Below are 12,974 nucleotides of genomic sequence, written 5' to 3' on the forward strand. Positions count from 1 at the left end.
ATCAAGTGAATATGGTCGTGGGAAGTTTCCTGCGAATCTGCATGAAACCTGTGCGGGCAGCCTCTATAGTGCGCGGCCAAGGAGACACCCCGATGAATACCCTCTTACTGCATTGCCGTCCAGGCTTCGAGAACGAGGTCTGTGCCGAGCTGTCCGAGCACGCCGCGCGCCTGGACATCCCCGGCTACGCCCGAGCCAAGCCGTCTTCCGCCTACGCCGAGTTCATCTGCATGGACGCCGATGGCGCTGGCCGCCTGATGCGCCAGTTGCGTTTCCCTGAGCTGATCTTCCCGCGCCAGTGGGCGCGTGGGAATGGCTTCACCGCGCTGCCGGAAACGGACCGCATCGGTGCGATCCTCGAGGCCCTGGCCGACTTTCCGGCATGCGGCAGCCTCTGGCTGGAGGTGTTCGATACCAACGACGGCAAGGAGCTATCGACCTTCTGCCGCAAGTTCGAGAAGCCCCTGCGCGCCGCCTTGGTGAAATCCGGCAAGTTGGTGGAAGACCCCAGCCTGCCGCGCCTGCTGCTGACCTTCCGCTCCGGCCGCGAGGCCTTCATCGGCCTGGCCGAGGCGCGCAACTGCGCCATGTGGCCCATGGGTATCCCGCGCCTGAAATTTCCCCGCGAGGCTCCCAGCCGCTCGACGCTGAAGCTGGAAGAGGCCTGGCACCACTTCATTCCGCGCGCCGACTGGGACCGCCGCCTGGCGCCGGACATGCTCGCCGTGGACCTGGGCGCATCGCCCGGCGGCTGGACCTGGCAGCTGGTGAACCGGGAGATGCGCGTGGTCGCCGTGGACAACGGGCCGATGGCGGAGAACCTGATGTACTCCGGGCTGGTCGAGCACCAGCGCGTTGACGGTTACGCCTTCCGTCCGCGCCAGCGCATGGACTGGATGGTCTGCGACATCGTCGAGAAGCCCGCGCGCACTGGGGCGATGATCGAAACCTGGATCGGCGAGGGGTTGTGCCGCGAGGCCATTGTCAACCTCAAGTTGCCGATGAAGCAGCGCTACGCCGAGGTGCGGCGTATCCTCGACCGCCTGGAGGAGTCCTTCCGCGAGCGCGGGCTGAAGGTGCAGATCGGCTGCAAGCAGCTCTACCATGACCGCGAGGAAGTGACCTGCCACCTGCGCCGACTCGAGAAGGGCGAGCGCTAGCGACGCGGAACTACCCGGTCACGCCACCCGACCTTCGGTGACTTGCCGAGCCGCCCGGCATTGCCCATGCTGTGCGGCGCGAGATCTTCCGGAGACCTTCGTGAAGCGAAAGTTGCCCTCCCTTCTGGGCAGTTACAGCCGCATGCTGCTGCCACGCCGTGGCCTCGGCCAGGGCGAGCGTGTGCCCTACCTGGCGATGGACAGCCGCACCCTGAAATTCGACCTGCGCCACCTGCGCGCGTACCGCCAGCACTTCGGCCTCGACCCGACGCTGGGCGTGCCGTTGCTCTATCCGCAGGTCATCAGCCTGCCGCTGCACCTGCGCCTGCTCAGCCGCTCGCGCATGCCGCTGTCGGTGGTCGGGCTGATCCACCTGCGCAGCCATATCCAGCGCTACCGCATGCTCGACGAGAACGAGCCGCTGCAGTTCGACTGCCGCATCCTCACCAGTCGCCGCAGCGAGCTGGGCCTGGAGGTGGACGTGGTCACCGAGGCCTGGCACCACGACATGCTCTACTGGCAGTCGATCACCACCTACCTGCGCCGGGGTGATTTCCTCGATGACGGGAGCCAGCCCGATCCACTGCCCGAGCGCGCCCAGTGGCAGACCCTGGAAGCGCCGGTGCATGCGGGCGTGCAGTGGCGCGTGCCGAAGATTGTCGGTTGGCGCTACGCCGGGCTGAGCGGCGACTTCAACCCGCTGCACCTGTCACGGCTGATGGCCTCGCACTATGGCTTCGGCAAACCCTTCGCCCACGGCATGTGGGGCCTGGCGCGCAGCCTGACCGGCCGTCGCCTGGCCGAGAACGTGCGCCTGGATGCGCACTTCAAGGCGCCGCTGCCGCTGGGTAGCCAGGTGAAGCAGGTCTACCGTCGCCTGGGCAAGAAGGAGCAGTGGGCGCTGCTGCCCGCCGAGGGCGATGGCCAGCCGATGCTGCTGGCGCAGCTGGACGAGGCGCCGGACGGGCCGTTGCGTTAGGCGCTTAGCTTGGACGAATTATTGCGGCTTGGTTCGCGAGCAAGCTCGCTCCTACAGGTTCGCATCGGTGCACGCTTTTCGTAGGAGCGAGCTTGCTCGCGAACAGCATGGCAGAGCAGTCAACGACTCGTGGCGACGCGCGGTTGCAGCGGTACAAGGCCGGGCAGTTGCACTTCACCTTGCAATTCCACGGGGGCAATCCGCCAGGAACTGTTGAACAGGTACTGGTCGCTGAACCCGCTTACCAGTAATCCAATTTCATCCCCCGGCACGAGGCTGGCGCTGACGGCGTTCAACCGTGTGCTGCCCTGGTTCGCGAGCGGTTTCACCTGTTCGTCCAGGCGTCGGGTGCTGCCATCGGCGCTGCGGATCGCCAGGGCGGCGAAGAGCTGCGCTTCGGGGCGCTCCGTCAGCGGCTGGTTCAGGCGTACTTCGGCGCTGCCGAGCAGGGCGCTGTGTTCGCTGACGCGCTGCAAGGGGATGAACCGGGAAGGTTGCAGCAGACCGCTCACCGCCGGGCGGATGGCGGTGCCCGGCAATGCGAAGGTGGGGCCGGGAGCCGGCAGGTCGTCCAGCGCCACGCCCTGGTCGAGATCGAGGCTGATGCACAGGTCCGGCACGCCGTCGGCGGCGCCGGGGCGCTTACGCAGCTTTTCTTCGTACCAGGCGACGATGCCGGTATAGAGGTTGATCGCCCGCGAGCCGCAATGGATCACCGGCTCGTTGTTGAACGGTGGCAACCCGCTCCAGGCCTGCAGCGGCGGCGGCAGGATGTGCCCGCCCTGCATGCCCAGCAGGCGTACGTCCGCGGGGCCCTGTTTCAGGCATTGTCGGATCTGCAGGCCTTGGTCCAGCGGGAACAGTGTGTCGCGCAGGCCCTGGATCAGCAGGGCGTCGGCGTGGGGCAGACGACCGGCCGCGCAATAACTGGCGAGGCTGTTGGCATGCAGTTCGGCCTGCACCGGCGCGGCCATGCGTCCGCCGGTGGTGTGCAGGTAATCGGCCTGGACGAACTTGCCCAGGTCGTAGCCGGTGGCCAGCCCCAGGCTCACCAGCACGCCGCCCCAGCCGATCTTCAGCTGGCCGTCCGGCGCCAGGGCGTCGGCCAGGTCGTACCAGGTGGCGATGGGGACGATGGCGTCGATGCGCGGGTCTTCTGCCGAGGCCAGCAGTTGAACGGCGCCGCCGTAGCTTTCGCCGAGCATGCCGACGCGCGGATCGTTCGGGCCGTCCAGAGTCAGCCGGGCCAGATGCGCCGTGGCCCAGTCGATCACCGCGCTGGCGTCCTGCACTTCGAACTGCGGGTTCATCATCTCGATGCGCCCGTCGCTGCCGCCCCAGCCGCGCTGGTCGTAGCTGACCACCCAGAAGCCGGCCTTCCAGGCGCGCAGCGCGGCGCGACCGGACATCATGTTCTTGCCGTAGTAACCGTCCGGTCCGGTCACCCGCCAGCCGCCCCAACCGTGGGTGTGGACGATCAGCGGGGCGCTTTCGCCGGCCTTGAGTACCGGTTGGAACACGGTAGCGGAGAGCTTCGTGCCGTCGCGGGCGGTGATGACGGCCTCGAACCAGGTAGCCGGCAGGTCCTGCCCGGCGCTGGCGTTGAAGTCGGGGACCTGGTCGCGGGCGGCGCAGCCGGCGAGCAACACGAGGCACAGGCAGAGGAGGGCGCGCATCGACTTTCCATAGTGGGGGCGAATGCGCCAGCATGCCCGGCGCCCGCAGCGCCCACCCCCCAACCAAGGTTCGGTGACCCGGACGGACGCGGGGTGACCGCACGGTGCGCTTTGCGCGACAATGCGCCATTGGTTTTTCTGGAGTGACGTGATGTCCCAGCCTGTCGATGCGATTCTCGACGCCACCGGCCTGAACTGCCCCGAGCCGGTCATGATGCTGCACAACAAGGTGCGCGACCTGCCGGCCGGCGGCCTGCTCAAGGTGATCGCCACCGACCCTTCCACCCGCCGCGACATCCCCAAGTTCTGCGTCTTCCTCGGCCACGAGCTGGTGGAGCAGCAGGAGGAGGCGGGGACCTACCTGTACTGGATTCGCAAGAAGGCGGAGTGATCATTCCGCCGATGCTGGATTGCGCGAAGGAGCGGACTGGATACTCCTCTGCGAGGCAACCTTCACCTCAACCCTCTGGGAGAGGGTTTGGGTGAAGGTAATCAGCTGAGCCGAAATTCCAGATAGTCGTCAGCTGCCGACCGGGCGTGTGGCGATGCGCTGGGCGATCATCCGCCCGACCAGCGCGATGAAGGTCAGGGCGATCAGCACCACCGAGATGGCCGCCACGGCCGGGTCGATGTTGTCGCGCAGGCCGGACCAGATCTGCCGGGGCAGGGTGTTCACCTCGGTACTGGTGACGAACAGGGTTACCGCGATCTCTTCCCAGGAGAGCGCAAAGCACAGCAGCGCCGTGCTCGCCACGCCCAGCTTGAGGTTCGGCAGCACCACCATGAAGGTGGTCTGGCCCAGGCTCGCGCCCAGGTTGCGCGCCGCCAGTTCGATGCGCCGGTCCAGTTGGCTCAGCGCCACCAGCATGGTCACCACGCCGTAGGGCACGACCATCACGATGTGCGCGATGGTCAGGCCGAACAGGGTGTCGTAGCCCAGGCCGGGGGCGAACTGGCTGACCTTGGTTTCCATGAAGTACAGGACCATCGCCGAGATCATCGGCGGGATCGCCATGGGCAGCAGCACCAGGCCGATCAGCAGGGTCGCCAGGCGCGAGCGCAGGTACCAGATGCCGAGGCTGAAGCTCACCGCCAGCGCGGTCGCGATGATGCAGGTGGCGGTCGCGACGATCAGGCTCTGGCCGATGGCCGCGAGCCATTCGGGGCTGTCCAGCAGAGCCTGGTAGTGGCGCAGCGACCAGTTGCCGTTGGGCATCGACAAAAAGCGCTTGCTGGTGAAGGACACCGGGATCACCGCCAGCAGCGGGAAGACCATGAAGATCATCGCCATGGTCGCCAGCAGGCGGCTGGGGGTTTTGGTTTCGTGTGCGTTCATCGTTGAGTCCTCAACCGACCAGCTTGTCGACGCGGGTCATGCGCAGCAGCGCCCAGATCATCCCGCTGACCAGCGTCAGCAGTACCACCGAGAGCGCCGCGCCCAGGCCCCAGTTGCTGGTCTGGAACATCTGCAGATAGACGTACTCGGCCACCATCACAGTCTGCCCGCCGCCGAGGATCGCCGGGGTGATGAAGAAGCCCAGGCAGAACACGAAGACGATGATGAAGGCGCCGAGGATGCCGGGAATGGTCTGCGGCACGAAGATGCTCCAGAAGGTGCGCATCTGACCGGCGCCCAGGCCGCGCGCGGCCAGCAGCACGCGCGGGTCGAGGCGGCGCATGGTCGACACCAGGGGGAACAGCGCGAAGGGCACCATGAAATGCACCATGCCGATCACCACGCCCATTTCGTTCCGTGTGAGCTGCAACGGCTCGCTGGTGATGCCCAGATATTGCAGCCAGTCGTTGAGCAGGCCGTTGCTGCGCAGGGCGATCAGCCACCCGAAGGCACGCACCAGCACCGACAGCCAGAACGGGATGAACACGCAGATTTCCACCACGCGCTGCCAGAACGGCGGGCTGTAGACCCAGCAGTAAGCCATCAGGTAGGCGATCAGCAGGGAGATCACGCTGACCGTGGTGCACAAGCGGAAGGTTCGCCAGAGCACGTCGTGGATCGCCGGGTCCGTCATGATCCGCTGGTACTGCTCGATCCCCGGCTCCGGCAGGGTCACGCTCCAGCCGAGCACGCCGAGGAAGGGCAGTACGTAGAAGACGATCAGAACCACCGGCAGCGGCAGCAGCAGGGCGCCCAGCTTGAGCCGCGAGGGGGCGTTATCGGCCATGACCTGCGCTCCGTGTCACTTGGAAATGTGGGTCAGGTACTGCTCCAGGGTTGCCCCATAGTGGTCGGTGTACCACTCGTGGCTGAGCATTACCTGCTTGGGCAGGTTTGCAGGATCGGTGCAGTTCAGGTGCTTGCGGTCGTCCGGGATCAGCGCAGCGGCGGCGGGGTTGGCAGGGCCATTGCCGAACATCTTGAAAAGCTCCACCTGGGTCTGCGGGTCCTGGGCGTAGGCGATGAACTTCATGGCCGCCTCGGTGCCGGCCGGGTTGCCCTTGAGCACGCCCCAGTTGCTGCAACCCAGCAGGGCGTTGTCGAAGGTCCATTTGATGCGGCCTTCACTGTCGTCGGTGATTACTTGGGCGCGGGTGTTCCAGATGGCGCCCATGGACACTTCACCCTCGATCAGCAGTTGCTGGGTCTCTGCGCCCGAGCCCCAGAAAGACAGGATATGGGGCTTGAGCTCATCGATCTTCTTCAGAGCACGCGGCACGTCCAGCGGGTAGAGCTTGTCGGGCGTCACACCGTCGGCCAGCAGCGCAGCCTCGAGCATGCCGTTCATCCACTTGTAGAGCGTGCGCTTGCCGGGGAAGGTCTTCACGTCCCAGAAGTCGGCCCAGGTCTTGGGCGCCTTGTCGCCGAAGCGTTCGCTGTCGTAGGCGATCACGTAGCTGAGCATGTAGTCGGCGATGCCGTATTCATAGGCGAAGCCCGGCAGGACCTTATCCTTCGAGACGACGTTGTAGTCGATGGGCTGGACCAGCCCTTCCTTGCCCAGGATCTGCAGCACCGAGCTTTCCGCGTCGACTACGTCCCAGCTCACCCGGCCGCTGGACAGCTGGGTGCGGATAGCGCCTTCGGTCGGGCCGCTGCCGTCGATCTTGGTGGCGATGCCGGTGGCCTTGGAGAAGCCCTCGGTCCAGGCCTTGCCGAACGCCTTGATGGCGTCGCCGCCCCAGTTCACCACCACCAGCGGCTTGTCGCCGGCGGCGAAGCTCACGCCGTTGCGCAGCGCCAGCGGCAGGGCGGCCATCAGGCCCATGCCCTTGAGGAAGGTACGGCGGTCGATCTGTCCGCGACGGGTCTTTTCGATGAGGACTTCGATGCAGTCTTGCTGGTGCGGATTGAACATGGAGGCGGCTCCCGATCAGGTGGGATGGCAAATAAGGGACGAACACGTTCGGCGACTCAGGCGATCAGCAGGCTTTTCTCGATGGGCCAGCTCAGCCAGACCTTCGCGCCCTGTTCCAGGCGCGAGGCCTGGTGGTCGGCGTGCACGGCCAGGCTCATCGGTTGCTTGCCCTCGCTGCCGGCACCCAGGCACAGCTCGGTGCTGGCGCCCTGGTAGGTCTTGGCGGTGAGCACCGCCTGCACCACGTTGTGGCCGCTGACCTGCGGCGGGGCGCTGTGCAGCTGCATGTGTTCCGGGCGCACCGCCAGCAGCGGCGCCTCGGCCTGCATGGCGTTGGAATAGCTGGCGCGCAGCTCGGCCTCGCCGAAGCGTCCGCAGGCCAGCTCGCCGGCGCGGCCCACCTGGCTCAGCGGGAACAGGTTCATCTTGCCGAGGAATTCGGCGACGAAGCGGTTGCTGGGCTGGTTGTAGATGGTCTGCGGGTCGTCGACCTGGGCCAGTTGGCCGCGGTTGAAGATGGCGATGCGGGTGGACAGGGCGAGGGCTTCGTTCTGGTCGTGGGTGACGAAGACGAAGGTGGTGCCGACCTGGCGGTGGATGCGCTGCAGCTCGGCCTGAAGTTGCTCGCGCAGGTTCTTGTCCAGCGCCGAGAGGGGTTCGTCGAGCAGCAGCATGTCCGGTTCGAATACCAGGGCGCGGGCAATCGCCACGCGTTGCTGCTGGCCGCCGGAAAGCTCGCCGGGGCGCTTGCCCAGGTGCTCGCCGAGGCCGACCACGTCGAGCATGTGGCGCACGCGGCGGTTGCGCTCTTCGGCCTTCACGCCACGGATCTTCAGCGGGAAGGCAACGTTGTCCTCGATGCTCATGTGCGGGAACAGGGCGTAGCCCTGGAACACCATGCCGAAGTTGCGTTTCTCGGCGGGGCGCCGGGTGATGTCGGCGCCGTCCTCTTCGAGCTTGCCGCGGGATGGGTTCTGGAAGCCGGCGAGGATCATCAGGAAGGTGGTCTTGCCGGAGCCCGAAGGGCCGAGGAGGGTGAGGAACTCGCCCTGCTGGATGTCGATGGAGACGTTGTCCAGCGCGTTGAAACTCCCGTAGCTCTTACCGATGCCGATGGCACGTAGTTGGGGCTGTCGCTCCACTGCATTTACCTCGATTTCTTGTTCTTGTTCGAGCGGCCGCCGGGTGAGGATCGGGTAAAGATCGGCGGCCTTTTTTTAATGCAGTATTGTTAAATCTCTCTCCGCATCAATCGCGTTTTTTCGCCCTCATTGTTCGAAATCATTCACCGATCACCGCGCTGCGGCCGCTGTGGCGGAACTGCTCGGACATCCGCAGCTCGGCCTTCATCCAGGCCTTGAAGGCACGTACGTCGGGGCGTTCGGACTTGGCCGGGTCGGTGACGAAGTAGTAGCGGTTGGGCGGTTCTATGGCGACGTTGAACAACCGCACCAGCTGCCCCTTGGCCATGGCGTCGCCGCTGACCAGCGCATCGCCCATGGCCACGCCTTGCCCGGCGATGGCCGCCGACTGCACCAGGTGCGCATCGGAGAAGACGATGCCGTTGCGCACGTTGAGGTTCTTCACCCCAGCGGCGGCCGTCCACAGCAGCCAGTCGGAGTGATCGACCATGTGCAGGAAGGGCAGGCTGGCGAGGTCTTCCGGCGAATCGAGGCCGCCGACGGAGTTGATCAGCGACGGGCTGCACACCGGGAAGGTGTCCAGGGTGGCGATCAGGTCGACGTGCAGGTCGGTCCAGTCGCCGACGCCGTAGGCGATGAACAGGTCGACGTCGCGGTCGCTGACGTCGTCGGGCACCCGCGGCGAGACCAGGTTCAGCTCCACCTGCGGGTGGGCGCGCTGGAACTTGCCGATCTGGTGGCACAGCCAGTAGGTGGCGAATCCGGGCGTGCAGCTCACGCACAGGCGGCCGGAGACTTCCTCGGCATTGGCGAAGCGCCGCGCCTCGTTGAGGATCGCCAGGGCGCGCTGAGTTTCGCGGGCGAAGCATTCGCCGTGGTAGGTCAGCGCTATGCCGCGGCCGACCCGCTCGGTGAGCGGGATGCCCAAGCAGTCTTCCAGGCTGTGCAGCTGGTGGCTGACGGCGCTGCGGGTCAGGCTCAGCTCGCTGGCCGCGCCGGACAGGCTGCCCAGGCGGGCGACGGCGTCCAGCACGCGCAGGGCGGTCATCGAGGGAAAACGCATGGCTCACTCCAATTTCGAAGTGGAGCCTTTATCCCTGAGCGGGGCGGTGGTGTCGAGTGGCTGCGGGTACGGGCGGAGGATGGGCGTTCCCTGATCGCCGAAACCCTGTAGGAGCTGGCCATGCCCGCGATCTGTCGGCAGGACCGGCGTTTACCCTTTGCTCCGTGCTGCGTCAGCTTGCGTATTTCCGCGCCGCTTTGGCGTGCGCGCAGAGTCCGTGTTTCGCCCCCTCGGGCGACCTACTTTGGCAAACGACCCAAAGTAGGCAAAGGTCTTGCCCCGGACATCCGGTTTTTCGCCTAGGCGAAAAATTCCCTCGTCGAAGCGAAGTTTCAGGGGCCCGCCGCGAAGGGCCATCCCTGGCCCATCGCGGCTCTCGCGACATCCATGTCGCTCAACCCCTGAAACTCCGCTTCAACGAGGCCTCCTGAACGGGGCAGTCGGAGTGCGCGGATATTTCCCTGGAAGTCTTCAGAGCCAGAGCCGAGGATTTTTGGGAGATTCGGCTCTTCGTAGGAGCGGACTTCGTCCGCGATCAGCGCTCCCATCCACATCGAAACCAAGGCGAAGCACGGACGTAGGATGGCGTGGAGCGCAGCGATACCCATCGATGACCGGGCTCCTCGGTTATACCGGCAGAATGTGGTTCGCGAGCAAGGACCAGGCGTCCCCCTCGGTCCTACAGGTTGATGTCGGGAGCTGCTGTCAGCGCAGCTTCTCCATCATCTGGTAGTACCACATGCCCGCGGCCAGCATCGGGTTGCCGAACACGTCGCCCATGGGCACGCGGATGTGCTTGCACTGGGCGAAGGTGTCGAATTTCTCCAGGTCGCCGGTCATTGCCGTGGCCATGATCTCGCCCATGATGTGGGTGGTCGCCACGCCGTGGCCGGAGTAGCCCTGGCAGTACCAGACGTTCTCCGAAAGCTTGCCCAGCTGCGGGATGCGGTTCATCACGATGCCCATGGCGCAGCTCCACTGGAACTCGATGTCCACGCCCTTGAGTGCCGGGAAGGTGCGTTCGATGCACGGGCGGAGCTCGCCGGCGATGTCGCGCGAGTCACGGCCGGAATAGTTGGCGCCGCCGCCGAACAGCAGGCGGCCGTCGCCGGTCATTCGGTAGTAGTCGAGCACGAAGCGGCAGTCGTAGACCGCCAGGTCCTGCGGGTTGATGCGCTTGGCCAGCTCGCCCAGCGGCTTGGTGGTGACGATGCCGCCCATGGCCGGGAAGATCATGCCCTTTAGCTGCTTGCGCTCCAGCTTGTGGTAGACGTCGCCGGCCAGCATCACCTGGGCGGCATTGATCCGCCCGCCCGAGGTGACCACCGCCGGACGCGGGCCGTGGATGATATCCAGCACTTCGGAGTGCTCGAAGATCAGCGCGCCCAGGCTGGCGGCTGCCTTGGCTTCGCCGATGCACAGGTTGAGCGGGTGCAGGTGCATGTTGCGGGTGTTCTTGATGGCACCGCAGTAGAGGTCGCTCTCCAGGTGTGCGCGCACGCCGGCGCCGTCCAGCAGGCTGATCTCGTCGCCCATGCCGCGACGCTTGGCGTCATCGAAGGTGGCCTTCAGTTCGTCCATGTGCGACTGCTTCATCGCCGCGTGCAGGTGGCCGAACTTCAGATCGCACTGGATGCCGTACTTCTCCACGCGGCTCTTGATGATCTCGTGGCCCCGCCAGCGCAGGTGCCAGATGAAATCGTCGACGTCGTCGCCCAGCCATTGGCGCATCTGCTTCTCCATGGCGGAATCGCCCGAGAGGCTGCCGGTGACCTGCCCGCCGTTGCGCCCGCTGGCGCCCCAGCCGACCTTGTTGGTCTCGACGATGGCGACCTTGTAGCCGCGCTCGGCGAGCTCCACGGCGGTGGCTACGCCGGTGAAGCCGCCGCCGATGATGGCGATGTCGACGTTCACCTCGCCCTGCAGCGTGGGGTAGCTGGTCTCTTCGTTGAGGCTCGCGGAGTAGTAGGACTTCGCGCGCTCGGGGGCGGGAGTGGCGGGGTTCAGTGCAGCGTTCATTTCGGTGTTCCTGTTGTTGTTCGTTTTCCCTCACCCTAGCCCTCTCCCAGAGGGAGAGGGGACAGTTTGGTGCGGGTTGTAAATTCGGTTTTGCCGGGTGTATCAGTGCGCGGAAAGCTCATCTCGGCACAGTCGGCACCCTCTCCCCCTGGGAGAGGGCTGGGGTGAGGGGCTCGTGAGTCCACGACTCAACAGAGCGCCCTCACGCCTGCGTCAGATACCAGCGCCAGTCCTGCTCGCCGACCTCGCCCATGAACTGGCGGTACTCGGCCTGCTTGACCTTCAGGTAGACGCCGAGGAATTCGTGGCCCAGCGCATCCCGTGCCCAGCTGGAGCGCTCCAGCGCGCGCAGCGAGGTGAGCCAGTCGGTGGGCAGCAGTTCCTTGGCCTGGGCGTAGCCATTGCCTTCCACCGGCGCGCCCGGATCGATCTGCTCGCGGATGCCGCGATGGATGCCGGCAAGGATGGCCGCCGCAGCGAGATAAGGGTTGGCATCGGCGCCGCAGATGCGGTGCTCCACGTGCCGGGTGTTGGCCGGGCCGCCGGGCACGCGCAGGCTCACGGTGCGGTTGTCGCAGCCCCAGGTCGGCGCCAGCGGCGCGTAGCTGTTGGCCTGGAAGCGGCGATAGGAGTTGGCGTTGGGGCAGAACAGCAGCAGCGAGTCGAGCAGGCTTTTCAGCATGCCGCCTACGGACTGGCGCAGCAGCGGAGTGCCCGCCGGGTCTTCACTGGCGAAGAGGTTGTTGCCTTCGGCATCGGCCAGGGAAACGTGCATGTGCATGCCAGTGCCGGCCAGGTCGTCGAACGGCTTGGCCATGAAGCACGCCTGCATGCCGTGCTTGTGCGCCACGCCCTTCACCAGGCGCTTGTAGCGCACGGCCTGGTCCATGGCGACCAGCGCGTCGCCGTGCTCCAGGGTGATTTCCACCTGGCCCGGCGCGTACTCGGAAATGGCGGTGCGTGCCGGAATGCCCTGGGCCTTGCAGGCGGCATAAAGGTCGGCGAGGAAGGGCTCGATCTGCTCCAGTTCGCGCAGGCCGTAGACCTGGGTGGCACGCGGGCGGCCACCGTCGGCATCCAGAGCCGGTTGCGGGCGGCCGTTGGCGTCGCGCTTTGCGTCCAGCAGGTAGAACTCCAGCTCGCAGGCCATCACCGGGTGGTAGCCGGCGGCCTTGAGGTCGTCAATTACGTGGATCAGCACATGGCGCGGGTCGGCGATGTCGGCCGGCTTGCCTTCCTCGGGGTGCATGCTGACCTGCACCGCCGCCGTGGGAATCTGCCGCCAGGGCAGGCGAACCAGGCTGCCGGCCAGCGGGTAGGCGCGGCAGTCGATATCGCCGACGTCCCAGACCAGCCCGGAATCCTCCACATCCTCGCCATGCATGGTGAGTCCGAGGATGGTGCTGGGCAACGGCCGACCGGACTGGTACACGGCGAGCAGTTCCTCCCGGTGCAGCAGCTTGCCGCGCGGCACGCCGTTGGCGTCGAGGATGAACAGCTCGACCATCTCGATATCGGGATTCTGGGCCAGGAAATACTGGGCTTCTTGCACGGAGGCGAAATTCATGGGGCTCTCGTTAGCATCCACGCGGATGCGCTGACGACCTGCAGGCCAGGGCCG

General features: G+C 66.0%; 11 protein-coding genes. 3 read left to right on the forward strand and 8 right to left on the reverse strand.

The features are described from left to right. The first annotated feature begins 92 nt into the window (after positions 1-92). Both rlmM and ACIPK7_RS17565 read left to right on the forward strand, forming a co-directional pair. Positions 93-1,160 (forward strand): 23S rRNA (cytidine(2498)-2'-O)-methyltransferase RlmM, encoded by a 1,068-nt coding sequence (gene rlmM / locus ACIPK7_RS17560; RefSeq protein ID WP_401089176.1) that lies wholly within the window; start codon positions 93-95, stop codon positions 1,158-1,160. Between the two features lie 100 nt (positions 1,161-1,260). After that, a complete protein-coding gene (locus ACIPK7_RS17565; protein WP_192432942.1) occupies positions 1,261-2,139 on the forward strand; it encodes a MaoC family dehydratase in 879 nt (292 codons plus the stop codon). A gap of 119 nt (positions 2,140-2,258) precedes the next feature. On the opposite strand, the gene ACIPK7_RS17570 is transcribed toward ACIPK7_RS17565, so the two are convergent. Continuing rightward, positions 2,259-3,815 (reverse strand): alpha/beta fold hydrolase, encoded by a 1,557-nt coding sequence (locus ACIPK7_RS17570; protein WP_401089178.1) that lies wholly within the window; start codon positions 3,813-3,815, stop codon positions 2,259-2,261. Between the two features lie 151 nt (positions 3,816-3,966). Between ACIPK7_RS17570 and tusA the strand changes: the two genes are divergently transcribed. Continuing rightward, positions 3,967-4,206 (forward strand): sulfurtransferase TusA, encoded by a 240-nt coding sequence (tusA, locus tag ACIPK7_RS17575; protein ID WP_015477744.1) that lies wholly within the window; start codon positions 3,967-3,969, stop codon positions 4,204-4,206. Positions 4,207-4,335: 129 nt separating this feature from the next. On the opposite strand, the gene ACIPK7_RS17580 is transcribed toward tusA, so the two are convergent. The 7 genes from ACIPK7_RS17580 to ACIPK7_RS17610 form a co-directional block, all read right to left on the reverse strand. Continuing rightward, positions 4,336-5,151: an ABC transporter permease gene (locus tag ACIPK7_RS17580; protein WP_401089180.1), complete on the reverse strand. Its 816-nt coding sequence runs from the start codon at positions 5,149-5,151 to the stop codon at positions 4,336-4,338. A 10-nt stretch (positions 5,152-5,161) separates the two neighbouring features. Next, entirely contained in the window at positions 5,162-5,998 is an 837-nt protein-coding gene (locus tag ACIPK7_RS17585) for an ABC transporter permease (protein WP_401089182.1), read from the reverse strand. A 15-nt stretch (positions 5,999-6,013) separates the two neighbouring features. Beyond that, on the reverse strand, positions 6,014-7,129 hold the full coding sequence (locus ACIPK7_RS17590) for an ABC transporter substrate-binding protein (RefSeq protein ID WP_192432946.1): 1,116 nt from the start codon (positions 7,127-7,129) through the stop codon (positions 6,014-6,016). A 56-nt stretch (positions 7,130-7,185) separates the two neighbouring features. Beyond that, the gene (locus tag ACIPK7_RS17595; protein ID WP_401089184.1) at positions 7,186-8,271 is read right to left on the reverse strand and encodes an ABC transporter ATP-binding protein; all 1,086 of its coding nucleotides are present in this window, start codon (positions 8,269-8,271) and stop codon (positions 7,186-7,188) included. A 139-nt stretch (positions 8,272-8,410) separates the two neighbouring features. After that, the gene (locus tag ACIPK7_RS17600) at positions 8,411-9,334 is read right to left on the reverse strand and encodes a LysR substrate-binding domain-containing protein (protein WP_081518536.1); all 924 of its coding nucleotides are present in this window, start codon (positions 9,332-9,334) and stop codon (positions 8,411-8,413) included. 705 nt (positions 9,335-10,039) lie between these two features. Then, positions 10,040-11,353 (reverse strand): NAD(P)/FAD-dependent oxidoreductase, encoded by a 1,314-nt coding sequence (locus ACIPK7_RS17605; protein WP_401032150.1) that lies wholly within the window; start codon positions 11,351-11,353, stop codon positions 10,040-10,042. A gap of 202 nt (positions 11,354-11,555) precedes the next feature. Further along, positions 11,556-12,920 carry a glutamine synthetase family protein gene (locus ACIPK7_RS17610; protein ID WP_192432949.1) on the reverse strand — a complete coding sequence of 455 codons (1,365 nt, stop codon included), beginning with the start codon at positions 12,918-12,920 and terminating at the stop codon, positions 11,556-11,558. Between the last annotated feature and the right edge of the window lie 54 nt (positions 12,921-12,974).

This window comes from Pseudomonas sp. NPDC086581, assembly GCF_044746165.1.
Taxonomy (GTDB): Bacteria; Pseudomonadota; Gammaproteobacteria; order Pseudomonadales; family Pseudomonadaceae; genus Pseudomonas.

Excerpts from the sequence above, each read along its gene's own strand:
- tusA (WP_015477744.1), top strand. The coding sequence starts at position 3,967 with ATGTCCCAGCCTGTCGATGCGATTCTCGACGCCACCGGCCTGAACTGC.
- ACIPK7_RS17590 (WP_192432946.1), bottom strand. The coding sequence starts at position 7,129 with ATGTTCAATCCGCACCAGCAAGACTGCATCGAAGTCCTCATCGAAAAG.
- ACIPK7_RS17600 (WP_081518536.1), bottom strand. The coding sequence starts at position 9,334 with ATGCGTTTTCCCTCGATGACCGCCCTGCGCGTGCTGGACGCCGTCGCC.
- ACIPK7_RS17605 (WP_401032150.1), bottom strand. The coding sequence starts at position 11,353 with ATGAACGCTGCACTGAACCCCGCCACTCCCGCCCCCGAGCGCGCGAAG.
- ACIPK7_RS17610 (WP_192432949.1), bottom strand. The coding sequence starts at position 12,920 with ATGAATTTCGCCTCCGTGCAAGAAGCCCAGTATTTCCTGGCCCAGAAT.
- ACIPK7_RS17580 (WP_401089180.1), bottom strand. The coding sequence starts at position 5,151 with ATGAACGCACACGAAACCAAAACCCCCAGCCGCCTGCTGGCGACCATG.
- rlmM (WP_401089176.1), top strand. The coding sequence starts at position 93 with ATGAATACCCTCTTACTGCATTGCCGTCCAGGCTTCGAGAACGAGGTC.
- ACIPK7_RS17585 (WP_401089182.1), bottom strand. The coding sequence starts at position 5,998 with ATGGCCGATAACGCCCCCTCGCGGCTCAAGCTGGGCGCCCTGCTGCTG.
- ACIPK7_RS17570 (WP_401089178.1), bottom strand. The coding sequence starts at position 3,815 with ATGCGCGCCCTCCTCTGCCTGTGCCTCGTGTTGCTCGCCGGCTGCGCC.